Below are 23,102 nucleotides of genomic sequence, written 5' to 3' on the forward strand. Positions count from 1 at the left end.
GAAGCGGCAGCCCGTGGGACAACGCCGGGCGAGCGAAGGACACGCTGTGAGTAGCGTGCTGCAGCCCTGTGCCCGCTGCGGCGCGCGGTGGGCCGTGCACGGCACCCCGATGCACTGGTGCCCGCGCTGCCACGGCGTGCTGCTCTCGCCCGCGCCCATCGACGCCCCCGCCGATCGGCGCAACTATCGGTGGGTGGCGCGCCGCCCGGATCACCGGAACGGCAGACCCGTCACGGCGGCGCGGCGCAGGCCGACCGCGCCGACCCCGCGCTACCCGCAGATCCCGCGCTGGGGCCTGCGCGACGAGCTGCCCGCCTCGGCCCTGGCCGCGCCGCGCGGCCGCGCCGCCGCGCTCGCGAGCTGGGTCACGCCGCTGCTGCTGGTCACCGCGGGGATGTTCGCGCTGGCCGCGGTCGCCGAGCTGGTGCGCTACGTGATCCTGCTGGTCAACCGGACACGTCTCATCGACCCGCTGGCGTTGCGGTTCTCGGACTGGCTCCTCACCGGGTCGTCCCTGCTGGCCCTCGCGCTCGCGCTCGGTAGCGGCGTCGCTGTGCTCGGTTGGTTGATCGAGACCCGAAGCGCGGTGTTCGCGCGGGCGGGTCGCCGCGATTCCCGTCCTGTGCCGCTGCTCGTGCTCGGCTGCCTCGTCCCGGTGGCCAACCTGGTGTATCCGGGGGTCTTCCTCACCGAGGTCGCCGCGGAACGCGGCGACCCGAGGGCGCTGCGCGCGATCCGGATCTGGTGGTGCGCCTGGATTCTCGGCGGGCTGATGGCCGCGGCCGCGCTGTTCTGGCGGGCCGCGGACTCGCTGCAGGTCAAGGCGGACGGCGTCCTGTTCACGGCGTGGACGGACGCGGTCGCCGTCGCGCTGACGGTGCTGACGCTCTGGGTGGTGCGGCTGCTCGACGGACACGATCTGTTCGGCCGGGTCCGGCTGGCCCGCCGCTGGGTGGTCGCGGTCGACCCGGCGGTGCCGGTCATCGAGCCGGTTCATCCGGGCGGCGCGGCGCGCACCGAGGCGCCGGATGCGGCCGACGCCGAGATCCCCGATGATCGGGATACCGACAACGGTGCTGTTCAGCACGAGGAGGTCATGGCCAAGTGAGCCAGAGCAGTCGCGCACCGTTCGTCGTCGCGCACCGTGGCGCCTCGGCGGCGCGTCCCGAGCACACGCTCGCCGCATACGATCTCGCGCTCCAGGAGGGCGCCGACGGCGTGGAGTGCGACGTCCGGCTGACCAGGGACGGACATCTGGTCTGCGTGCACGACCGCACGGTCGACCGCACGTCCTCGGGCTCCGGGCTGGTCAGCGAGATGACGCTCGACGAGTTGCGTGCGCTGGATTTCGGCGCCGACGGCGAGCCCGCCTCGGTGCTCACCCTCAGCGAACTCATCGAGCTGGTCCTCGACTGGCGCAGCAGGCCGACCAAGCTGTTCATCGAGACCAAGCACCCGGTCCGCTACGGCGGGCTGGTGGAGAACAAACTGCTCGCCGAACTCCAGCGCTTCGGCATCGCCACGCCCGCCTCGGCGGATCATTCGCGCGCCGTGGTCATGTCGTTCGCGGCGCTCGCGGTGTGGCGTATCCGTCGCGCGGCGCCGTTGCTGCCCACGGTGCTGCTCGGCGAGTCCTCGATCTACCTCGGCGGCGGGGCCGCGACCACCGTCGGCGCCACGGCCGTCGGCCCTTCGGTGAAGACGCTGCGCGAGCACCCGGATCTGGTGGACAAGGCCGCGGCGGCGGGCCGCGCCACGTACTGCTGGACGGTGGACGAACCCGAGGACGTACGCCTGTGCGCCGACCTCGGCGTCAGCTGGGTCGCGACCAACCACCCCGGTCGCACGAAGACCCTGCTCGCCGCCGCCTGAGTCGCGTCCGAGGAGTGGTTCGACATTCCTCGGGGGCCGCGCCGTGGCGCATTGCTGCGACGGTCACAGCACCATGTAGTTTGACCCCTCGTGGGTAAGAGCAAGCGCAACAGTCCGAAGCCCGGAGGGAACCGGGCGCAGCGTCTCGCCGAGCGAAAGGTGGCGCTGGACCAGGCGGCTCAGGCCGTCACCCGCCCGTTCGAGGGGCTGGCCGCGGAATGCGATCTGGTCGCACTGCGGGAGTTCGTGCCGTCGGCGACCGCGACGCTGAAGCTGTCGCCCGAGGTGGCCGCCGAGCGTTCCGTCGTGCTCGCCACGGTGCTGCCCGGCGCGGTGGCCGCGCTGGTGCGCGCGGGCGATCAGCCGACCGGTTACGTCGGCACCCAGATGCAGTTCCATGGACCCGATCCGGCCGCCGACCTCGCCGCGGCGATCCTGTGGACCCAGTCCGCCGAGCCTGGCGACTCGCTCACCTCCGTCGAGAGCATCGCGGGCGGTCCGCGCCTGGCCGACGTGATCGATCCGGGCGGCGACCTGGAACTCGTCGTGCACCAGGACTTCGACTGGTGGGTGCCGGAGGGCGTGACGCCCGATCCGCAGGTGGCCGCGACCATCGAACAGGCCAAGCAGGCGATCATGCCGTCGGCGCGGCTGGAACTCGGCGCCGATTCCGTAGGCGCGGCGTGGTGGGTGGACGCGGGCGAGAAGGCGCACGTGCGCTGGGTGCGTCCGGAGAACGAGGACGACCTGATGCTGGCGCTGGCCAGGCTGCACGCCTCGGGTGGGCTGCACATGGGCGAGGGTTCGCGTTTCGCCGGTTCGTTCCGCACGCACGGACTGCTGGTGCCGGTGTTCGACCTGGACCCGGAGCGCCACTCCAGCGAGTGGACCGCGCCCGCCGCCGAGTTCGGCGCCCGCCTGCTCGCCGCGCTGGCCACGGACGCGCCGCTCACTTCCGAGGAGCGCCGTTCGCGCGACGGTCTGCGGTCGCGTCAGGTGACCTTGCGCTGACTCCGAAATTTCCCGGAGGGAATTTTGTGAAAAACGCCTCTTTCAGACTCTGTGGCGGGTTAGGTTCTGAACATCACCGTTACTGGTGATGGTGAGGATTGCCTTACCGCACAGATGAGGAAAGTAGGAACACCATGGAAGCCATTCTTGCGCTGCTCAAGACGCTGCTCAGCTCGTTGAGCGCCAGCTGAGGCAACCATCTCGGTCGAAACAGGCCCAGCTCGTCGCGAAGAGCTGGGCCTGTTTTCCGGAATAACCTCTTCTATAGCGAACCGCCCGCTGTCGAGGGTGCGCCGGAGGCATCGGCCGGAGAACTCATCTCCCGCGCGATGAAATTCTCCAGATCGAACAGGTTCGAGCCGGCGCGGTCGGCGATGTTGAGCAAGGTCGTCATATTCGCGACCTCCTCGACCTGCTCCTTCAGGAACCATTGCATGAACTGCTCGCCGAGGTAATCGCCCTCCTCGCGGGCCGTGCTCGCCAGCCGGATGATCTGGTCGGTGACGGTCTTCTCCTGATTGAGGGCCAGGGCGATCGGTTCCCGGACACCGTCGAAATGCGACTTCGCCGGATCGATGCCGGAAAGCTCGACGCTGATATCCCGGTCGAGGAAGTACTGCACGATCATCATCGCGTGATTGCGTTCTTCCACGGCCTGTGCGTAGAACCGCTTGGCCAGCTGAGGCAGATCCGTATTGTCGAACCACACCGCGATCGCGATGTATTGGTGTTCGGCATTGAATTCGTGCCGGATCTGGTCGTGGAGCAGGCTGTGGAATTTGCTGCGCGGGGACTCCGAATGGCTGGACATGCCGCCACATTATCGCTGGTCAGGGCGCGTGTCATCCAAGTGCACCCTTATTGAGGCTAGTGTTGCCTAATTAAATGTTTGCTGCGCCAGCCATTTTCGGCGCCGAATTGCCTGGCTTCGCGGGCGCGCGCACCTCGCGCGCCACGAACTGCTCGACGTCGAACAGGTTGCCTTCCCGATCGATCACGGTGAGCAGCGTCGTCATCCCGGCGACGTTGTCCACCTGCTCTTTCAGGAACCACTGGATGAACCGCTCGCCGAGATAGTCGCCGCTCTCCCGCGCCGCCTTCGCGAGCGCCGTCACCTGCGAGGTGCAGTTGCGCTCGGCCTCCAGCAGGAATGCCGTTGCCGCGCGCGGAGATTCGAAGTCCGAGCGGATCGAGTCCAGGCCGCCGACCCGGACCTCCAGATCCCTGTCGAGCAGGTACTGCACCATGCGCATCGCGTGCGCACGATGCTCCTCCGAGCGGGTGTAGCAATGTCGGGCCAGTTGTGGAAGCCGCAGCGAGTCGAAGTAGACCGCGGCGGCGAGATACTGCTGCGCGACGGTGAAGCCGTGCCGGATCTGATCGCGCAGCAGGGCCGGGAAGGACTGGGCGCCATCGGTGTCGGACATGCCTCGACGCTACCGCGTGAGCAGTTCTTCCGGGATGGATCTGTCGTTCGCGAGTGCTTCGAAGAACGCGCTCGCCTTCGTCTTGTCCCACAGCAGCACGTTGCCGCTGCCGTCGACGTCGTCGAAACCGCCGACCGGCACCGTCGTCGCCACCGTGTCGCCGCGCATCGCCCAGCCGAGGCGGCCGAGATCCCAGATGTGATCGTCCTCGTCGACCTTCAGCGAGCCCGCGGTGTCGGCCGCCAACGGCCAGAGTGTGAACGGATTGGCCACGGTGGCGCCGCTGGTCGCCTTCTTCAGCAGCGCGGCCATGAAGAGGCGCTGGTTGTTCATCCGGTCGATGTCGGCGAGTGCGGTCGCCCTGCTGCGCACGAAACCGAGCGACTCCGGTCCGTTCAGCTTCTGGCAGCCCGCCTCCAGATTGATGCCCGCGAGCGGGTCGTCGATGGGTTTGGGCACGCAGACGTCGATGCCGCCCAGCGTGTCGACGATGCCCGCGAAGCCGGCGAACCCGATCTGCGCGTAGTGGTCGATGCGCAGGCCGGTCGCGCCTTCCACGGTTTGTACGAGCAACTGCGGGCCGCCGAAGGCGAAGGCGGCGTTGAGCTTGTCCTTGCCGTGGCCGGGGATGCTCACGTACGAGTCGCGCGGCAGGCTGACCAAGGTGGTGCGACCCGACTTCGGGATGTGCACCAGCATGATCGTGTCGGTGCGCTCCGGACCGACGTCGCCGCCGGTGGCCAGCTCCTGCTCCTGTTCGCTGGAGAGCCCGCCGCGCCCGTCGGAGCCGACGAGCAGCCAGTTGGTGCCCGGCGTGTTGCCGACCCGGTCGGCGTATCCGGCCAGGGCGTCGATGCGGGACAGCTTGCCGTCGAGGTTGATCACCGCGGCGACCGAGGCGACGACGAGAACCAGCAGGAACACCAGGAACCACCGGAACGGATGCCGTTTGCGTCGCGGGCGCGGGGCACGGTCGGCGCGCGGCGGCGCGGCAGGCGGTGGTGGCGGTGGTGTGCCGCGGCGTCCGCGCGGGCTCGGGGCGTGGGTGCGCGGGACGGGCTCGTGGAACGGCTCCGGCTGCTGCGTCGGCGCGTACTCCGGTTCCGCTTTGTGGAGCCGCGGCGGCGCCTCCTGCGGGACCTTCGAATACGCGAGCGGCTGTGCGTGCGGATCGGCGCCGTCGCGGCGCAGCACTTTGGTCCGTTCGACAGGCGGCGGGTGGCCTTCGCGGCCCTGTCGTGCCGGCGGGGCGGCCGCACCGTGTGGCGGCACGGCGGTACGACCCTGCGCGGGAGGAGGGGGCGCGGCGCCGTGCCCCTGCGGCGGCGGGCCCGGGCGGCGCGACCTCGGATCGGCGCCCTGCGGTGCGTGCGGCGGGGGGACTCGTCCAGGTCCGCCGCCCTGTCGTGGCGGCGGGGCCGCGTGACGCTGCGGAGGCAGCGGCTCACGACCCTGTCCGGGCGGTGGGGTGGCACGGCGCTGCGACGGGGGGACCGCGCCGCCCGACGGGATGCCGGGTGACGAAGGCGGAACGGCTGCGCCACCGGGCGGCGGGGGTGGTTGCGGCACGCCGGGGCGGCCCTGCGGCGGCGGCACCCGGCGCGTCCGCGCGTTGCGGGGGTCGTCGCCGTTCATCACACTGACTTTACTTATCGGGGCGGCAGGGGGTTTCTCCGATAATCACCCGGCGGCCTGTTTCCGTTACGGCAGCCAGGAAACGTGTCCGCGCAGTGCCGTGTAGCCGATGTAGGCGACCGCATCGATGGTGGCGTGCGCCAGTATCAGCGGCCACAGCCGGTTGGTGCGCTGCCAGTAGCGGCCGAAGATCAAGCCCATCACCAGGTTTCCCAGACCGCCGCCGAGGCCCTGGTAGAGGTGGTAGCTGCCGCGCAGCAGCGCCGAGGCGAGCAGCGACGAATTCTCCGTCCAGCCCAGTTGACGCAGCCGCGTGATGAGGTACGCCACAACGAGGATTTCCTCGGCGAACGAGTTCGCGCAGGCGGACAGGATGAGGACGGGCAGCCGCCACCAGTGCTCCTCCAGCGAACTCGGCACGATCGTCACGCTGAAGCCCATGGCGTGCGCGATCAGATACAACCCGAGCCCCGGCAGGCCGATGATCGCCGCCAGCGCCAGTCCCGGCACCCCATCCGCGCGCGACCGGAACCGTCCGAGCCCGATCAGGCGCGGCCCGATGCCGCTGCGCCACAACAGGTACAGGCCCAGCGCCGCCCATCCGGCCAGCCGCAACACCCCGAGCAACTGGAACAGCAGGTCGATCAGCGACTGCTCGGAGCGCGAGGCGTTCAGCGCGATCGTGCGCCCGCCGATCCCGCCCGGCCCCAGCGCGCTGTCCAGCAGTGACAGCGCGGCGCTGATCCCGCTCAGCCCGAACGTGACGGTCAACACGACCGCGATCTCGATCCGGATCGCCAGCCGCTCCCGCTCCGTCAGCTCGGATTCGCCGGGGGCATCCGACTCAGCACGCATGCCGTCGAATCTAGCCAGCTGCGCAGGTTCGGGCTGGGTGCGGTCACATCCGGCGCAGGCCGTTGAGGAAGGGGCAGCCCGCCAGGGTGCGCACGGCGCGGCTGAGGGATTCGACGTCGTCGACCGGAGCGCCGAAGGGAAGGCGGAAGTCGTGGTCGCCGTCGTGGCCTTCGATCCGCAAGGTGACGCCGTACCGGTCGATGGCGAGCGGGTGCACGGTGCCGGTCTGCAGGCGCGGCGGCAGATGGCGCGCGAGCTGGGCGATGACGTCGGCGTGATCGGCGTCCATGTGCTGCAACCAGGCCGATTCCAGCGCGCAGAACGGGTCCGGCTCGGCCAGTCGCAGCTCCTCGACGCAGACCGATTCGGCGCCGGTCGAATCCGCCATCACGGCGCTGTTGATCACCAGGCGCAGCAGGGTCGAGCTGTATCCGACGTCCAACAGCGCGGGATCCGGGTTGTCCTTGGCGACCTCGCCCGCGAGTACGCGCTGCGCCTGGGCGGGCACGGCGCGCACGGTGCCGCGCAACCAGACGAGGGCGCGGACCGGCTCGCGCAGCGGCAGCGGCGCGTGATCGGTGAGTTCGAGCACCGCCGCCGCTCCGCCCGGGCCGGAGTTGCCGGTCAGCACCGCCGCCATCGAGCCGGTCGGCACTGCGATCACCACGTCGCCGCACTGCCGCACGTGATGCACCGAGGTCGGCGTCGGGTCGATCCCCGGCAGGGCGAGGACCGCCTGCTCCGCGTGAGCGCACGCGCTGCGTACCCGCTCGGCGGTGGTGGGCGCGACGGTCGGATTCGGCATGCGGACCTCCGTGGTGATGGCGGCGGCGATAATTAGGTAAACCTAAGCTAAGTGAGCCGCCCTCGATCTGCAAGCGTTACCTTCCGGCTGATTCCAGAATCAGGGCCCGCTACGGTGATCCTCGTGGGAGAAGCGACACCGACGGCAGGTCACGGCGCGAGCGAACCGGTACTGGTCTCGTTGTCCGCCCCCGCCCGCCGCAGCCTGGTCGACGGCTTGATCGGCCCGCCCGGCTCGGTCCCCAACGCCCCCATCCTCGCCGCCGACGCGTCCGACGCCGAGATCGCCGACTTCCTCGCCGGTGTCGTCCATGCCGACACCGGGTTCGTTGCGCGCACGGACGACGGTGAGCGCGCACTCGCTGTCGTCGCGGCGACCGCTGCCGCTTTGTGCGGCGAGGACATTCGCGGCGCGCTCGTCCAGCCGGATGTCGAATTTCTAGTCGGTCTGAAACCGCCTGCGGTGGAGGCGGTTCGCGGTGTTCTGCTCGCGGTGGAGACGGTCGCGCCGGATCGTGTCGGTGAGGTTCTCGCGGTGCTCCGCCGTTGAGGCGCGAGGTCTCGTCGGGTGATCGTGCGCGCCGAGGTCGGTCGACCTTGTGGCGGGGTGCGCGGATCTTGCGCAGGGTTCGGCCCGGTCCCCACCATGCCGAAGGGTTGCACACCCCACCCGATCCGGGCCCCACGTCGGCCCCCGCCGAGGCCCAGCAGCCGAACCCGAAGGACGCGCGTCGCACGAAGCGGTTTGCTGGCATCCCGGCGCTTGTAATGTCGTAGGGGTGCCGCGTATCGCGTATTTCGGACCGTCCGGAACCTTCACCGAGATGGCCCTCGCCAAGCTCGAGTCCTCGGCCGTCTTCGACGGACCCGTCGAGCGGGTCGCCGCGCCCAGTCAGGGGGCGGCGCTGGATCTGGTTCGGTCCGGTGACGTGGATGGCGCTGTCGTGCCGATCGAGAGTTCCGTGGAGGGTTCGATCTCGGCCACGCTGGATTCGCTGGCCATCGGGCCGCGATTGCAGATCGTCGCGGAGACCGAGTTGGAGGTCAGCTTCACCATCCTGGCGCGGGCGGGCACCGAGCTGGCCGACGTGCGCACGCTGGCCGCGTACCCGGTGGCCGCCGCGCAGGTGCGGATGTGGGTCGCGCGCCGGATGGCCGAGGCCGAGATCTACACGTCGGCCTCGAACGCCGCCGCCGCCGAGGATGTCGCGGCCGGTCGCGCCGATGCCGCCGTCTCGACCGCGCTGGCGGGGGAGCGGCTCGGGCTGATCGCCCTGGCCACCGGAGTGGCTGATCACGAGCAGGCGATCACCCGTTTCGTGCTGGTCACCCGGCCCCGCGTGGCGCCGTCGCCGACCGGCGCGGACCGCACCTCGATCGTGTTGGAACTGGCGAACGAGCCCGGCTCGCTGATGCGCGCGTTCGCCGAGTTCGCGACGCGCGGCATCGACCTGACCAGGATCGAATCCCGGCCCACCCGAACGGGTATGGGCACTTACCGGTTCTATCTGGACTGCGTCGGGCATATCGATGACACCGCGGTCGCCGAGGCGCTCAAGGCGCTGCACCGCACGGCCAGGATCCGCTTCCTCGGTTCCTGGCCCGCGACGTCGGCGACGGGTACGCCGCCGCCGTCCGACGAGGCGGCCGCGGAATGGCTGACTCAGTTACGAAAGGGGGTGGCGGACACATGAACGAGATCGCGGGCAAGCTGATCCTGGTCCGGCACGGGGAGACCGAAGGCAACGTCGCCAAGATTCTCGACACCAAGGTTCCCGGGCTGCCGCTGACCGAACGCGGTGCGGCCCAAGCGAAGACGTTCGGATCGAACCTGCTCGTGCCGCCGCGCGCGCTGCTCTCCTCGGCAGCACTGCGGGCCAGACAGACGGCGGGATACATCGAGGCGGCGACGGGCGTCACCGCCGACGTCCTCGATGACGTGCACGAGGTCCAGGTCGGTGAACTGGAAGGACTGAACGACCCCGAATCGCACCGGTTCTTCCAGCGCATCTACCGCGCGTGGCACGAGGGCGATCTGTCCCCGCGGGTGCCGGGCGGCGAATCCGGCGAGGACGTCCTCGCCCGATTCCTGCCGGTCATCGAGAAGCTGCGCACGTCCTTCCTGCTGCCCGAGGCGGGCGGCGGCGATGTGCTGCTGGTGAACCACGGCGCCGCGATGCGACTCGTAGCGCGCACGCTGAGCGGGGTGACACCGCCCTTCACCACGAACAACCACCTCGACAACACCGAAACCATCGAGCTGGTCCCCCGCCCCGACGGCGGCTGGGACTGCATCCGGTGGGGCCGCTTCGTCCCACCCTTCGGCTACGAGGTCTCACCCACCGCCGACGATCCGATGGGTTAGGCGGCGCAGACCGTTTCACCGCCTCGTAGAGGTCAGAGCCTGTGCGAGGCGTGTGAGCGTGCTGCGAGCCTCAGGAATGCTTGGCCGCGGACCGGGGGAAGTCCTGCCGTTCCGGCAGCGAATTGATCAGGTCCAGCAGCGCGGTGCGCAGTCGCGCCGTGGTGCCGGAGCTGATCGACGACCACTTGGTGTCGTCGTCGGCGACGCTGGCGGTGATCAGGAACCGGCCGCCGCGAGTGTTGAAGATCGCGATGTGGTTGTCCGAGACGTCCCGGGTGCCGTCGCCGTACACCACACCGGAAATCTGCGCGTGCGAATGGATTTCGACCAGTGCGGAGGCCAGCACCTGCACGTCGCGGTTCGGGTTGCACACCTTCGCCAGCCGGTTGGCCGTCGCCGCGGCGTCGCCGGTTTCGCCGAAGATCGGGGCGAGCAACTCGGTCTGGGCGTTCATGCTCTCCAGCTCGAGCGGCTCGGCCGGGCCGAGCGCCGCGACGATCGGCCCGGGAAGATCCTCTTCGACCTCGTCGATGACGTAGGACTCCGGCCCGCGGAGGGCGACGACCACCATGTCGTCACCCTTCGCGAGACACATCCGGCTGATCTGTCCCTCGACGACCCACCGCAGGGCGAGCACCCAGTGCGGCCGGTACAGCGTCCGCAGCCGATCCTCGAGCTCCCCGTGGACGATGCCGTCGATCAGGAAGTCCCGATCGGCGAGCGTCTGGGCGGCCACGTCCATCGCGGCGTCGTGGTCGGCCTGGTTGTCGTAGCGTCCCATCGCTTGCAGCACGACGGGAAGCTCGTCGATCTCCAGTCTCTCCAGGAGAAACTGCATCTCGTCGAGCGACAACACGACGCCCTCGAGCATCGACGGGCCGCGGCCCGCTCCCAGAATCGTCACTTAGCCGTCCCGGCGGGGTCGGCGCCGATGACGCCGTCGGCGGAGAAACGGCCGTCGGTGAAGTGATCGCCACGCAGGTAGTCCGTGCCCTTGTGCACCGACTCGTCGTCCTCGGCGCCGCGGGTGTTCCCGAGCAGCGGGCTTCCGGACGGGTTGCCGGTGGCCGGACGGACCGGCGCGGCATCGACCCGGGCGACGACCTCGGCCACCGGAGCCGCGGCGGGCGCGTTGTTCGGCAGACCCGAACCCCAGCCTTCCGGCAGCTTCAGCGAGCCGTTGTTCAGGTTGACGGCGGCGCCGGACCCGAAGGTCGCCGATCGGGTGGCCGCGGTGGTCGCCCCGACGCCGGCCATGCCGCCCGCCATCATCGTCACCGGAGCCGCGGGCGCGACGCTCGGCGCGCCCACGCTGGTGACCGCCGCGATCGCGTTGGCGCCGATGTTGCCGACAGTGCTGACACCGCCGGTGGCGACGGTGCCCGCCACGTTGGCGGCCTGGGTCGCGGCGCTGACCACGGCCGGGTTGTTCACCACCGAGACGGCGGTCGCGATGGCCGACTGCACCGGATCACCCTGGAACGACGACTCGGCGGCGCCCGGGTCGGCACTGCCCGCGCCGTTGGCGATCGGCGGCGGGTTGTAGAACTCGCCGGGGGTGGACACGGTCACCGAGGTCGCGGCCTCGTAGGTCTCCATGACCAGCGCGGCGCGAATGTCCATCGCGTGCTTGGCGACCTCGGCCGCTTCCAGCGCGCCGGACACCGCGCCGGGCGGGTTCGCCGAGGCGACGACGGCGCCGACGGTGGCGACGATCTCGGGCGGGCTCGGCATCGTGAGCGCGGCGACGGTGTAGGCGGTGGCGTTCGCCGCGGCCTTCGATCCCATGGCGGCGGCCATCACGCCCTGCTGCTCGGCCCAGCCGGTGAATCCGACCAGCCGCGACAGGGCCGCGATGCCGTTCACGCCCTGCATGCCGACGCCGAGCTCGGCCATCACCCGGGTGACGGTCGCGGTCGCGTCGACCCACGCCGCGGTGAGCCCGCCCCACGCGGTCGCGGCGGCCGAGATCGGGATGGCGTGCGCGCCCGAGTGGAGCAGCGCGGAATTCGTTTCGGCCATGCGGGGCAGCCAGAACACCCCGGTGATTCCTGCGGTCATGCTTGTTTCTCCCCTTGTGTCTCGATGTCCGCGATCAGGCGCCGATGGTGCCCGCGACGCCCTGCATCACTCCTGCCTTCACCACGTCCTCGGCGACGTGGGTGGCGAGCTGCATGCGCAGAACGGCTGCGGCATGGTGCAGTTCGAGAATGCCCTGGGCGACGGAGCCGTCGTGCGTCGCGGCGGCCTTGTTGAAGTGATGGGCGGCGAGCAGCGACACCTCGTCCGCGCCGGACGGAAGGACGTGCGTACCCGGGCCGGTGACCGCCGCGGCGGCGGCCAATCGTTCGGCCAGCAAGTCCAGTTCGGCAGCGGCGGCAAGGATGATCTCGGGCGAGATCGAAACGTGGCCAACCATTACTCGACTCCTTCTAGTGGCGGCTATGGGGCGGAACCACGAGAATTCCCCCTACGAGTGATAGGACGCGACAGCCACGCGATCGGTTCCATCGAATCCCCTACTTCTTTTGCGATCTTGCCAGCCGCCTGCGCTCCCCTGCGTACCGTGTCCTTCTGGATGACGCGGCTCGCACCGACGACTTGGTCAAGACTAGCCCCATCCCAGCTGATGCAACCGGTCTTCGTCAATGCCGAAATAGTGTGCGATCTCGTGGATCACGGTGATCGCGACCTCTTCGACCACCTCTTCCTCGTCGGCGCAGATCTCCAGAATCGCATCGCGATAGATGGTCACCGTGTCGGGCAGCGCGCCGCCGTATTGACTGTCGCGCTCGGTCAACGCGATTCCGTGATAGAGCCCGAGCAAATGCGGGTCTTCCATATTGCGTGCTTCGATCAGCACGACCACATTATCGATGGCGCGCGCGAGCTCGGCAGGAATCAGATCGAGCGCGTCGGAGACCAGTTCCTCGAACCGGTCCTCGGACATGGAGACCGTCATGGGCGAGCGCGACCTACCTGGGCCGCGGCTGGGGCTGCGGCGGCAGCGGAGCAGCGCCGGGCAGCGGTGTGGGCGTGGAGCGACCCGAATTCGGCGGCGGCACAGGGGCTTGGCCGTTGATCAAGATCTCGCCCCTGGCCGTACCGGTGATGGGCGCGAAACCCTCACGGTCGGTGCCCTTCCCGATCATGCAGTCCAGTTTGCGGCTGCCCGCCAGCCAGCTGCGGGCGTCGACGTAGTCGAAGAACAGCGTGAGCGTCTTGTCGCGGATCGCCTCGGGGGAGCCGAGATAGTCGGTGGCCGCCCTGGCGCACTCCTCCTCGACGTACTTGTCCTGCTCGTCCTTGCCGGGCGGGACGCCGTTGAAATGGGCGCCGAGATCGACGGTCGCGATGATCTCCACCGCGTGCGCCTGCGCGCAGTCCACCGGATCGGTCGGCAGGTTCTGGTTGATGCCGAGGCAGGTGCCCGCCTGGAAAACCCTGGACTGGTCGTGTTCCGCCGCGCTGCCCTGCGAAGGCAGCGGCGTTCCGGTGCTGCCCGAGAACTGGAGGCCGCAGCGCAGGGTGCGGTCGCCGTTCTTCCAGCCCTCCGGGCTCGGGTACATCAGGCCGACGACGTAGCGCCCGCGCGGATCGAACTTCCCGTTCATGTACTGCTGCACCGAGGGCACGCAGTGCTCTTCCTTGAGCTCGGTGAGCCGCAGCGAATCAGGGAAGCGCGAGCCTGGTCCGAATTCCACGCCGGGGTATCTGCTCATGTCGATGTCGGCGGCGACCTCGAACATGTGCCGGTTACCGCAGGACACCTTCACCAGGTCGCTGCGGTCGGGCTTGGTCCAGCTCAGGCAGTCGCCCTCGGCCGCGGTGCCGAACTCCTTGTCCAGCACCGTTTGCGCGGGCGCGCCGGGGTTGTGCGCCTCGAGGCCCGCCTCGTTGTCGAAGCCGGTCACGAACAAGGTGACCAGGGCCGCGACGACGGCGCCCGCGGCGACGGCGAGCAGACCCCAGCGCAGCGTCGGCGCCGACAGGTGCAGCCCGCCGCCCTCGGCGAGCGCGCCGCGCGCGGACGTGAGGGATCGAGGGAACGAACCCGAGCGCGCCGATGCACCCGTCGGCGACTGCTCGGAGTGCGGAGTCTGAGACACATCATCGGAGGACATCGCGATCCATCATGGCAGCTGTCCGCCCTCCGGTGCCACGACCTGCCCGAATCCGCGCGTTCACCCGCGGAACGCGGACAGGAACAGGCCGGGCAGCCGTGCCGGATTGCGATCGGCGTAGAACTCGGTGAGCTTGCGGCCCGTCACGGCGGCGGTGTCGTTGCCGACGAACCACGGCGGCTTGGGGGAGAGGGCGAGCTCGCCGCCGAGCAGCGAACGCGGCGCGGGACGGAACGGCCCGCGCACCACCGTGCGCTCCACCTCGTCGAGCAGGAAGGCGTTGTGCACCACGCCGATTCCGCTCTGCACGTCGTCGAGGGTGTGGCCGGGGAACGCGCCCCATGTCGCGCGCGGCGACAGGAAGGCCAGGCCGGTCCACGTGTTCACGGCGACGGTGCCGTAGCGCAGGCGCTCCACCGCGCGTTCGAAGGAGATACCGAGCCTGCCGATGGTCGTGGGATCGGCGAGCACGTTCGCGCCGAGCGTTCCGGTCAGTTCGGCGTTGGCGAAATCCACCGCGCGCTGGAGGAATTCGCCGCCGCGCCCGGGCAGCTCGACCACGCCGAGCACCGGAGAGAAGTACTCGGTGCGCAACAGCGGCGTTTCGGCGGACGGCAGACCGTCGATCAGCACCCGGCCCTGGCCGAGCCGCTCCGCCTCCGGGTACGAGGCGAGCGCGTCGGCGACGCGGGCGTCGCTGCCCGGGTAGTAGGCCGCGCGCTGCGGCGCCAGCTCGAGCGCGGTGCGCAGCTCGTCGAGGAAGCGGTCCTTCTGCGGCCAGTCCGCGCCGAGCACCACGGCCTGCGCGGCCACGCAGTTGTAGCCGCCGTTGTGCAGCCGCTGGGTCGCGAGGTGCTCGGCCTGGAAGCTCAGGTCCGCGTCGGACCAGTTGCCGGGGACCACGATGGTGGGGGAGACGCCGCCGAGCTCGCTGGTGATCGGCTTGTCCAGCAGCGGCGTGCCCGCGCGCCGGTTCGCCGTGCCCTCGGCGCCCCGCCCCCAGACGATCGCGTCGTGGGTGTTGGCGCTGCCGGTCATGTGCACGTGCGCGACGTCGGGATGGCGTACCAGGTAGCCGCCCGCCTCCGCGCCGCCGAGCAGGATCCGCAGCACGCCGAGCTCGATGAACGGCGCGAAGACCATCTCGAACACCGTGAACAGCGGATCGGTGATCGGGTTGAGCTTGAGCGCGACGACGCGGTTGTGCGCGTACAGCTCGTAGAGCGCGTCCAGCGGCGGGATCGAGGTGATGTTGCCCGCGCCGAGCACCACGCCGATGCCGCCGGTCGCGGCGGGGTCCAGCTGGCCCAGTCCGGCGCGGCGGCGGGCGGTGTCGGCGTCGACTCCGGGCCGCAGCCAGACCTCGCCGCGGAAACCGCTCAGCAGCAGCCGGTCGTAGGCGTCCGAAGGCAGGATCGGCACAGTGACCCGGTCGCCGAGCGCGGTGCCCAGCCGGACGCCGTCCAGCGGGCTGCGCCCAGCCTCCAGCTTCGCCAGGGTGGCCGAGAGGGCGGCGGTGGCCTGCAGGAGCGCCATCGGGCCCGACATCCACTCCTCGCCGACCAGCGGGGAGTCCGCGTCGAGGTCCTTGACGGTGCGCGCGGCCCGCACCCAGTCACCGGCGAAGCGGCCGGTGCGTTTGTGGATCTCGTCGAGCAGTTCCCTGCGCTTGCGCAGCGGAGTCGCGGCCCAGGTCTTCTCGCCCGCGGACAGGTCGGCAAGGGCGTTGTCGATGGTCGTCTCGTCGAAAGTCGTGCCCACAAGCCAACTATGCGCGCACCATGCCCCGCGCGGCCAGGAACTGGACAGATCGGCGCAAACGGGTCAGCAGGGGCGGGCACGCGCGCCCGATCCGGCCGCCGGGACCGGCAGACCGATATCGGGGTGAAACGCCGACGGCCCGCCGACTAGGCTGATAGCCCATGATCGACCTCCGACTCCTGCGGGAAGACCCCGACGCGGTACGCGCCTCGCAGCGCGCCCGCGGCGAAGACCCCGCCCTCGTCGACGCCCTCTTGGAGGCGGACGCCGCGCGCCGCGCCGCGGTCGCCACCGCCGACAACCTGCGCGCCGAGCACAAGGCGATGGGCAAGCTGGTCGGCAAGGCGTCCAGGGAGGAGCGCCCGACGCTGCTCGCGCAGGCGCAGGAGATGTCGGTGAAGGTCAAGGAGGCCGAGGCGGCCCAGCACGCCGCCGACGCCGATCTGGACGCCGCGCACCGCGCGATCTCGAACGTCGTGCAGGACGGCGCGCCCGCGGGCGGCGAGGACGATTACGTCGTCCTCGAAACGGTCGGAACGCCACCCGAATTCGACTTCGAGCCGAAGGACCACCTGGAGCTCGGCGAGGCGCTCGGCGTGATCGACATGGAGCGCGGCGCCAAGGTGTCGGGCGCGCGGTTCTACTTCCTCACCGGCTACGGAGCGCTGTTGCAGCTCGGCCTGCTCCAGCTGGCCGCGCAGAAGGCCGTCGCCAACGGCTTCACCATGATGATTCCGCCGGTGCTGGTGCGCCCGGAGATCATGGCGGGCACCGGCTTCCTCGGCCAGCACTCGGCGGAGGTCTACCACCTGGCCGACGACGACCTGTACCTGGTCGGCACCTCGGAGGTGCCGCTGGCCGGCTACCACTCAGGGGAGATCCTCGATCTCGGTGACGGCGCCAAGCGGTATGTGGGCTGGTCGTCGTGCTTCCGTCGCGAGGCGGGCAGCTACGGCAAGGACACCCGCGGCATCATCCGGGTGCACCAGTTCGACAAGGTCGAGATGTTCGTCTACACCACGCCGCAGGAGGCCGACGCCGAGCACCGGCGCCTGCTCGCCTGGGAGCGGGAGATGCTCGCGGCCATCGAGGTGCCCTACCGCATCATCGATGTCGCGGCGGGTGATCTGGGCAGCTCGGCGGCGCGCAAGTTCGACTGCGAGGGCTGGGTGCCGAGCCAGCGGACCTACCGTGAACTCACCTCGACCTCCAACTGCACCACTTTCCAGGCCCGCCGTCTCGCCGTGCGCTACCGCGACGAGAACGGAAAACCGCAGATCGCAGCCACTCTGAACGGCACACTCGCGACCACCAGGTGGATCGTCGCGCTGCTGGAGAACCACCAGCAGGCCGACGGTTCGGTGCGGGTGCCCGAGGCGCTCGTCCCGTTCGTCGGTACCGAGGTACTGCGACCCGCGCGCTGACCAGGGCGATAGCCACTGGTTCGCCATGCCCGGATTCCGGGGATGTGGCAACCAGTGAGATGCGTTGTGTCTAGGCTGTTCCCCGTGCGAGGAATCGGGGCGCGCGGCGATACCCGAACCCGGGTGCGGGCGGCATCGGCGCTGGCGACGGCAATGGTCATGGCTCGGACCACCGGGGCGTTCTACGTCATGGGTGGTGTGCTTGGTCTGGTGATCACGGCCATCGCACCGGGTGACGAGGGTAATCGACCACTGGTCGGCACAGCGGCGGCGATCGCGCTGGCGCTGGGTCTGACGCTGCTCGCGTGGGGTCCGCGACTGCCGCATTCCATCCACCACGGCTACGTCGCGATCGCGACCGTGCTGGTGACGATCGCGGTGCACTCGTTCCCGAACACCGTCGGCGGCATCAGCCTGGCCTCGTTCTATGTCTTCATCGCCTGCGATGCGGCCCTGTTCTTCCGCTGGCCGCAAGCGATGGCACACATCGCCTTCGCCATGGCGCTGTGTCTGTGGGCGCTGCCCGCGCGCGACCTGCCCTGGTGGTCGGGTCTGATCCCGGCGGGCGTGACGTTCGGCGTCGGCGTCGTCGTCGGCATCCTGACCAGGATGGCCTCGGAAGCCGATATCGACGTGCTCACCGGCTTGTTGAACCGCCGCGGTTTCGACCGCGCGCTGAACACCGCGATCGAGCAGGCCACCCGCGCCGGGCAGGGTCTGTCGCTGGTGCTTGTCGATCTCGACCGCTTCCAGAAGATCAACGATCACCTCGGCCACCGTGCGGGCGACGCGGTCCTGCAGCGGGTGGCCGACACCTGGTCCAAGCTGCTCGCCCCCGAGCAGCGGCTGGCCCGCTACGGCGGCGACGCCTTCGCCCTGCTGCTGCCGAACACCACCGAACAGGCCGCGATCCTGCTCACCGAGCAGCTGCGGGCGGCCGTCACCACCGGTTGTTCGGCGGGCGTCACCTCATGGCAGCCGGGCGAGTCCGGTTCGCTGCTGGTGAGCCGCGCCGACGTCGGTCTGTACCGCGCGAAGCAGGCCGGTCGCAACCGGACGGTGCTCGAGTCCTCCCGGCAGCTGCCGCTGGCCGTCGAACTGCGCGAGGCCATCGATCGCGGCGCGCTGGACGTGCACTACCAGCCGATCGTCAGCCTGAGCGAGGGCGGCGGCAAGGCGGTCGGCGTAGAAGCGCTGCTGCGCTGGTCGTCGAGCGCGCAGCCGGACGTCACCACCGAGGGGCTCATCCGGGTCGCGGAGGAATACGACCTCATCTCCGATCTGGACGAACTGGTGCTGCGCCGCGCCTGCGCCGACGCGGCCCGGTTGCAGGAGACCTTCGCGCAGCTGGACCTGACGCTCAACGTCAATGTCAGCGGGCTGGAACTGGCCGAGTCCGGTTACGCCGATCGGGTGTCCGACATTCTGGCGAGCACCGGGTGGCCCGCCGACCAGCTGGTCCTCGAGGTCACCGAGAGCGAGCTGGCCGCCGAATCGCAGACCGCGATCGCGAATCTGCACACGCTGCGCGACCGGGGCGTGCGCATCGCCATCGACGACTTCGGCACCGGCTACTCCTCACTCAGCCGCTTGGCCACCCTGCCGAGCGACATCCTGAAGGTCGACCAGTCCTTCGTGGCCGCCATCCGCTCGGATTCGCCCGCGCCGCCGCTACTCGGCGTGATCGCCGCCCTCAGCAGCGCGCTCGACCTGCAGGTCATCGCCGAGGGCGTGGAGACCGAGTACCAGGCGGCGGTGCTGACCGAACTCGGTTTCGCGCTCGCCCAGGGCTACCACTACAGCGATTCGCATCCGGTATCGGATCTGATCAACGACCTGAACGACGGGCAGGGCCGTATCGGAGCCGGGCTGTCCGACCGGGAGATCGGCGACGACTCCATGCCCGCGGCCAACGGTTGGCTGCCGCTCGGCTGACTCGCCCGCGGGCGCGGAAAATCGCTTGACGAGGCCGCGCCCGTGCGTCGAAGCTGAAGGGCATGCGCTTGATCATCAATGGCTATTGAGCTTCCCGCGCACCCTCCACGCGACGGGGTCGTGATCACGGCGTCCGTGGTCTCACCGTACGTGCGGTGCTGTTCAGGGGCTCGCGCGATCTCATCCCGCTCTACGCGCTGTACGCGCTGCTGTTCGCCGAACACGGCCTGAACACCGCGCAGATCTCCTCGCTGCTCGCCCTGTGGTCGGTGACCGCGTTCGTGCTCGAGGTGCCGTCGGGCGCCTGGGCCGACACGGTGTCCCGGCGCAACCTGCTCATCGTCAGCGGTGCGCTGGTGCTCGCGGCCTTCACGTGGTGGACCGTCGCGCCGTCCTATCTCGGATTCGCGATCGGCTTCGTGCTGTGGGGCGTGTCGAGCGCCCTGGAGTCGGGCACCTTCGAGGCGCTGATCTATGACGACTTGGTCGCCAAGGGTGAACCCGTCGCCTATCCGCGCATCATGGGCTACGCCCGCGCGGCCGCGGAGGGCGCCGTTGTCGTGGCGATCCTCGCCGCGACGCCGCTGTACGCCTGGGGTGGGTATGCCCTGGTCGGCTGGTCGAGCGTGGCGATCGCGGCGTTGCACGTGCTCGTCGCGGTGTCGCTGCCGAGCGCGCCGAAGGCGGCATCGGTCGACGACCTGACCGACGACGCGCCCGCCGCCGTCGCGGCGGTACCGGGTCACCCCGTCGTGCCCGGCGACGCACGGGCTCGGGCCGCGGCCGCCGATCGGTCCGGCGTGCTCACCCGATACGTGACGATGCTGCGCACCGGCGTCGGCGAGGCGATCCGGGTGCGCCGGGTGCGTAACGGTGTGCTGCTCGGCGCACTGCTGTTCGGTATCACGGCCTACGACGAGTACTTCGCGCTGCTCGCGCAATCGGCGGGCGCGCCGACCGTGGTGGTGCCGCTGCTCGTCGGTCTCACCGTCGTCGGCTCGCTCACCGGTTCGCTGCTCGCGGGCCGCACGGCGCGGTTGTCCGCACGCGTCATCGCGGCGGCCGTCGCCGTGGGCGGTGTGCTGTTCATCGGCGGCGCGTTGATCGCGGGTCTGGCCACCGATCGTCCGGACGCGGTGTATCTGCTGACCGGCGTCGGTTTCACGGCGATCGGCCTCGGCTACGGTGTCGTGCTCAATGCCGAGGTGGTCGCCGAATCCCGGTTGCAGGACGCCATCGAGGGCCCGGCCCGCGCGACGGTCACCTCGGTGTCCGGCCTGCTCTCGGAGGTGGTGTCGCTGGTGATCTTCGGATTCGTCGCGCTGGCGACGCTCTGGCTCTCGATGGCCGCGACCTTGGCGCTGCTCGGCCTGGTCATGCTCGCCATCGCCGCCCTGACCCCGGCCTGGTTGCCGCGGCACGTGGTGCGAGCCGAGGTCGCCGGACAGGCGTGAGCGGCGGCGCTGATCGCCCCGCGGGTACGGTGCGGAAATGACCGGGCGGGCGAGGGTGGGGTTGTTGTGCGGGTTCTGCATCGGCGCGGGTGTGGCGGTGCAGGCCCGGATCAACGGTGCGCTCGGTGTCCGGTTGCAGGATGGCATCGCCGCCGCCACCGTGAGTTTCGGGACCGGGCTGCTCCTGCTCGCGATCGCCTTTGCGCTCAGCGGGCGGCTGCGCGATGGACTCGGCGCGGTGCGCAGGGCGCTCGGTGAGCGGACGCTGCACCGGTGGCAGATGCTGGGCGGGTTGTTCGGCGCGTTCTTCGTCGCCTGCCAGGGTCTGACCGTCGCGGCGATCGGCGTCACCGCGTTCACCGTCGCCGTCGTCGCGGGGCAGCTGTCCAGCAGCCTGGTCGTCGACCGGCTCGGTCTGGCACCGAGCGGCTCGACCCCGATCACCGCGTTGCGGATGGGCGGCGCGGCGCTCGCCGTCGGCGCGGTCTTCCTCGCCGTCGCCGACCGCTCCGGCGCCGCACCGGGCGCGCTCGCGCTCCCCGAATCGCTGCGCTCGGTCCCGTCCGCGCTGCTCATCGCGCTGCCCGCGCTGGCGGGCATCGGCCTGGCCTGGCAGCAGGCCGTGAACGGACGTGTCGGTGCGGTCGGCGGATCGTTCTCGGCCGCCCTGGTGAACTTCGCCGTCGGGCTCGTCGCTTTGCTGCTGATCGAAGCCGCCCTGCTGACCGGCACGGGCGGACTCGGCGAATTCCCCGCCGAACCCTGGCTCTACCTGGGCGGCGCGATCGGCGTCGCGTTCATCGCCCTCGCCGCGCTCACCGTCCGCTGGATCGGAGTCCTGCTGCTCGGCCTCACCTCCGTCGCGGGCCAGCTCGCCACCGCCATCGCCCTCGACCTGCTCATCCCGACCGGCCCCGCCCTGTCACCGTGGTCCGTGCTGGGCTGCCTGCTGACCTTCGTCGCGGTCGGGCTGGCCGCCAAGCAGCGTCCCGGCATCGCATCCACGTCGGCCGATTCCCGGATTGGGGACCAATGACCCTCGGCTTCCCGCCGACGGTGCGCACGCCCACAGATCCGCCCGTTCGGGTAATGACCTCGTCGGGCTGCGCAGCCGCCGCGCAACGGGCTGTTCGTGCCCGGGCGTGAGCGTCGTCGTTCGCCCCGAACCGAACAGTTCTTCGCAACACCTCGAATACTCTTCCGGCGATTCCGATTTCGAATAACCGCAGATGTGGGAGGGTGCGGCCCATGCTGATCGAATACGGGGTGTGGGTGACGCGGCTGGCGCTCGCCGTGGTGTTCGGATTGTCGGCCTGGGGAAAGCTGGCCGATCGTGCGGGGACGCGGCAGGCGGTGGGGGATTTCGAGGTGCCGGTGCGGTGGGTGCCTGCCGTGGCGTGGGGGCTTCCGGTCGTCGAGGCGGTGCTCGCGGTGGGTGTGGTCCTGCCGTGGACGGTGGCGGCCGCGGCGATCGGCGTGCTGCTCCTGCTGACGGTCTTCACGGCGGTGATGGTCCGGTTGATGCGGCGCGGAAAGCATCCGGCGTGCTCGTGCTTCGGTGCGGCGAGCGCGACGCCGATCGGTGCGCGCAGCATCGCGCGCAACGGTGTGCTGATGCTGCTCGCGGCCCTGGTCCTGTGGGGCGCGTTCGCCCGTCCTTCGGTTCCCGCCGGATTGCCCGCCGACACCGCCACCGGACTCGCGCTCGTCGCGGTGCTGTGCGGGGTGCTGGCGTGGCTGATCGGCCAGGTCGGCGCGCTGCGTCGCAGGCTCGACGAGCAGGCGCTCTCGACGCTGGGCGCCGAGGGCTTGCCGGTGGGTTCGGTCGCGCCGGAGTTCGATCTGCTCGACGTCGCGAACACGCGCACCAGCCTGGCCGACCTGCTCGCGGCGGGCCGAGCCGTGCTGCTGGTGTTTGTGCATCCGGGTTGCGAGCTGTGTGCCGCGCTGGCGCGGGAGTTGCCGCGATGGCGGTCGCGCGTCGATCTGACCATGGTGGCCGTCGGGAACGGGGACGCCGCGGAGCAGGCCGCCTGGGGCGTCGAACAGGAGCTCGGCGACATCCCTTCGCTGGTTCAGCAGGGCAACGAGGCAGCGCTGCGCTACCGCGTCCGCGGTACACCGTCGGCCGTGCTGATCGACGCCGACGGACGGGTCGCCGCGCCCGTCGCGCGGGGCGCTATCGCGATCCGCGAGCTGATTCTCGCCAGAAAATCCGTCCGAACTCAGCTTTCCTCTCGAAGCAACGGTCATCAGGCTGCCATGCGCGGCCCGCGCTGACCGGTCGGCCTGGTTTCCTCGGGGAAAAACCAACCTGTGGTTCAAATCGATTGGCGCGCAGAGCATTTCGTGACATAGTTGCCTATTGGTAGCTAGGATCGTGAAGCATCGATGTAGCAACCGCGCGCGACCCATCCACTACTTTCAGCAGGGGA

22 protein-coding genes are annotated in these 23,102 nt (G+C 70.1%); 11 read left to right on the plus strand and 11 right to left on the minus strand.

Annotation, left to right across the window (positions count from 1 at the left end):
• Positions 1 to 46 precede the first annotated feature (46 nt).
• The 3 genes from ACRWNM_RS11115 (at position 47) to ACRWNM_RS11125 (ending at position 2,883) form a co-directional block, all read left to right on the plus strand.
• On the plus strand, positions 47 to 1,108 hold the full coding sequence (locus tag ACRWNM_RS11115) for a DUF4328 domain-containing protein (RefSeq protein ID WP_431966276.1): 1,062 nt from the start codon (positions 47 to 49) through the stop codon (positions 1,106 to 1,108).
• On the plus strand, positions 1,105 to 1,872 hold the full coding sequence (locus ACRWNM_RS11120) for a glycerophosphodiester phosphodiesterase (protein ID WP_431966278.1): 768 nt from the start codon (positions 1,105 to 1,107) through the stop codon (positions 1,870 to 1,872). The genes ACRWNM_RS11115 and ACRWNM_RS11120 overlap by 4 nt, the downstream gene beginning before the upstream one ends.
• A 90-nt stretch (positions 1,873 to 1,962) precedes the next feature.
• The gene (locus ACRWNM_RS11125; protein ID WP_431966280.1) at positions 1,963 to 2,883 is read left to right on the plus strand and encodes a DUF5926 family protein; all 921 of its coding nucleotides are present in this window, start codon (positions 1,963 to 1,965) and stop codon (positions 2,881 to 2,883) included.
• Positions 2,884 to 3,145: 262 nt separating this feature from the next.
• On the opposite strand, the gene ACRWNM_RS11130 is transcribed toward ACRWNM_RS11125, so the two are convergent.
• The 5 genes from ACRWNM_RS11130 to ACRWNM_RS11150 form a co-directional block, all read right to left on the minus strand.
• Complete coding sequence (locus ACRWNM_RS11130; protein WP_431966282.1) at positions 3,146 to 3,694, minus strand: ferritin; 549 nt, start codon at positions 3,692 to 3,694, stop codon at positions 3,146 to 3,148.
• A gap of 70 nt (positions 3,695 to 3,764) precedes the next feature.
• A complete protein-coding gene (locus tag ACRWNM_RS11135) occupies positions 3,765 to 4,310 on the minus strand; it encodes a ferritin (RefSeq protein ID WP_431966284.1) in 546 nt (181 codons plus the stop codon).
• A gap of 9 nt (positions 4,311 to 4,319) precedes the next feature.
• Entirely contained in the window at positions 4,320 to 5,504 is a 1,185-nt protein-coding gene (locus tag ACRWNM_RS11140; RefSeq protein ID WP_431966286.1) for an LCP family protein, read from the minus strand.
• Positions 5,505 to 6,011: 507 nt separating this feature from the next.
• The gene (locus ACRWNM_RS11145; protein ID WP_431966288.1) at positions 6,012 to 6,800 is read right to left on the minus strand and encodes a CPBP family intramembrane glutamic endopeptidase; all 789 of its coding nucleotides are present in this window, start codon (positions 6,798 to 6,800) and stop codon (positions 6,012 to 6,014) included.
• Positions 6,801 to 6,843: 43 nt separating this feature from the next.
• On the minus strand, positions 6,844 to 7,605 hold the full coding sequence (locus ACRWNM_RS11150; protein ID WP_431966290.1) for a DUF2470 domain-containing protein: 762 nt from the start codon (positions 7,603 to 7,605) through the stop codon (positions 6,844 to 6,846).
• 123 nt (positions 7,606 to 7,728) lie between these two features.
• On the opposite strand from ACRWNM_RS11150, the gene ACRWNM_RS11155 reads away from it, so the two are divergent.
• From ACRWNM_RS11155 to ACRWNM_RS11165, 3 genes are all read left to right on the plus strand, one after another.
• Entirely contained in the window at positions 7,729 to 8,154 is a 426-nt protein-coding gene (locus ACRWNM_RS11155) for a hypothetical protein (RefSeq protein WP_431966292.1), read from the plus strand.
• Between the two features lie 229 nt (positions 8,155 to 8,383).
• Positions 8,384 to 9,298, plus strand: a complete 915-nt coding sequence (gene pheA, locus ACRWNM_RS11160; RefSeq protein WP_431966294.1) for a prephenate dehydratase — start codon at positions 8,384 to 8,386, stop codon at positions 9,296 to 9,298.
• A 5-nt stretch (positions 9,299 to 9,303) separates the two neighbouring features.
• Positions 9,304 to 9,969, plus strand: a complete 666-nt coding sequence (locus ACRWNM_RS11165; RefSeq protein WP_431966773.1) for a histidine phosphatase family protein — start codon at positions 9,304 to 9,306, stop codon at positions 9,967 to 9,969.
• Positions 9,970 to 10,039: 70 nt separating this feature from the next.
• Here ACRWNM_RS11165 and ACRWNM_RS11170 read toward each other — a convergent pair whose 3' ends face one another.
• The 6 genes from ACRWNM_RS11170 to ACRWNM_RS11195 all read right to left on the minus strand — a co-directional run bounded on the left by ACRWNM_RS11170 (position 10,040) and on the right by ACRWNM_RS11195 (position 15,854).
• Positions 10,040 to 10,873, minus strand: a complete 834-nt coding sequence (locus ACRWNM_RS11170; RefSeq protein ID WP_431966296.1) for an ESX secretion-associated protein EspG — start codon at positions 10,871 to 10,873, stop codon at positions 10,040 to 10,042.
• A complete protein-coding gene (locus ACRWNM_RS11175; RefSeq protein WP_431966298.1) occupies positions 10,870 to 12,030 on the minus strand; it encodes a PPE domain-containing protein in 1,161 nt (386 codons plus the stop codon). Before ACRWNM_RS11175 ends, ACRWNM_RS11170 begins: the two co-directional genes overlap by 4 nt.
• Before the next feature lie 34 nt (positions 12,031 to 12,064).
• Positions 12,065 to 12,388 carry a PE family protein gene (locus ACRWNM_RS11180; RefSeq protein WP_431966300.1) on the minus strand — a complete coding sequence of 108 codons (324 nt, stop codon included), beginning with the start codon at positions 12,386 to 12,388 and terminating at the stop codon, positions 12,065 to 12,067.
• Between the two features lie 192 nt (positions 12,389 to 12,580).
• Positions 12,581 to 12,931, minus strand: a complete 351-nt coding sequence (locus ACRWNM_RS11185; protein ID WP_431966302.1) for a metallopeptidase family protein — start codon at positions 12,929 to 12,931, stop codon at positions 12,581 to 12,583.
• A gap of 13 nt (positions 12,932 to 12,944) precedes the next feature.
• Positions 12,945 to 14,093: a septum formation family protein gene (locus ACRWNM_RS11190; RefSeq protein ID WP_431966304.1), complete on the minus strand. Its 1,149-nt coding sequence runs from the start codon at positions 14,091 to 14,093 to the stop codon at positions 12,945 to 12,947.
• A gap of 60 nt (positions 14,094 to 14,153) precedes the next feature.
• The gene (locus tag ACRWNM_RS11195; protein ID WP_431966306.1) at positions 14,154 to 15,854 is read right to left on the minus strand and encodes an aldehyde dehydrogenase family protein; all 1,701 of its coding nucleotides are present in this window, start codon (positions 15,852 to 15,854) and stop codon (positions 14,154 to 14,156) included.
• Between the two features lie 161 nt (positions 15,855 to 16,015).
• On the opposite strand from ACRWNM_RS11195, the gene serS reads away from it, so the two are divergent.
• The 5 genes from serS (at position 16,016) to ACRWNM_RS11220 (ending at position 22,947) form a co-directional block, all read left to right on the plus strand.
• The gene (gene serS / locus ACRWNM_RS11200; protein ID WP_431966308.1) at positions 16,016 to 17,278 is read left to right on the plus strand and encodes a serine--tRNA ligase; all 1,263 of its coding nucleotides are present in this window, start codon (positions 16,016 to 16,018) and stop codon (positions 17,276 to 17,278) included.
• Positions 17,279 to 17,362: 84 nt separating this feature from the next.
• The gene (locus ACRWNM_RS11205; protein WP_431966310.1) at positions 17,363 to 19,213 is read left to right on the plus strand and encodes a putative bifunctional diguanylate cyclase/phosphodiesterase; all 1,851 of its coding nucleotides are present in this window, start codon (positions 17,363 to 17,365) and stop codon (positions 19,211 to 19,213) included.
• A 155-nt stretch (positions 19,214 to 19,368) separates the two neighbouring features.
• Positions 19,369 to 20,667, plus strand: coding sequence for an MFS transporter (locus ACRWNM_RS11210; protein WP_431966312.1), 1,299 nt, complete (start codon positions 19,369 to 19,371; stop codon positions 20,665 to 20,667).
• A gap of 37 nt (positions 20,668 to 20,704) precedes the next feature.
• Entirely contained in the window at positions 20,705 to 21,703 is a 999-nt protein-coding gene (locus ACRWNM_RS11215) for a DMT family transporter (RefSeq protein WP_431966317.1), read from the plus strand.
• Positions 21,704 to 21,915: 212 nt separating this feature from the next.
• Positions 21,916 to 22,947, plus strand: coding sequence for a MauE/DoxX family redox-associated membrane protein (locus tag ACRWNM_RS11220; protein ID WP_431966319.1), 1,032 nt, complete (start codon positions 21,916 to 21,918; stop codon positions 22,945 to 22,947).
• Positions 22,948 to 23,102 lie beyond the last annotated feature (155 nt).

The sequence above is a fragment of the Nocardia sp. bgisy134 genome (genome assembly GCF_965341865.1).
Taxonomy (GTDB): Bacteria; Actinomycetota; Actinomycetes; order Mycobacteriales; family Mycobacteriaceae; genus Nocardia.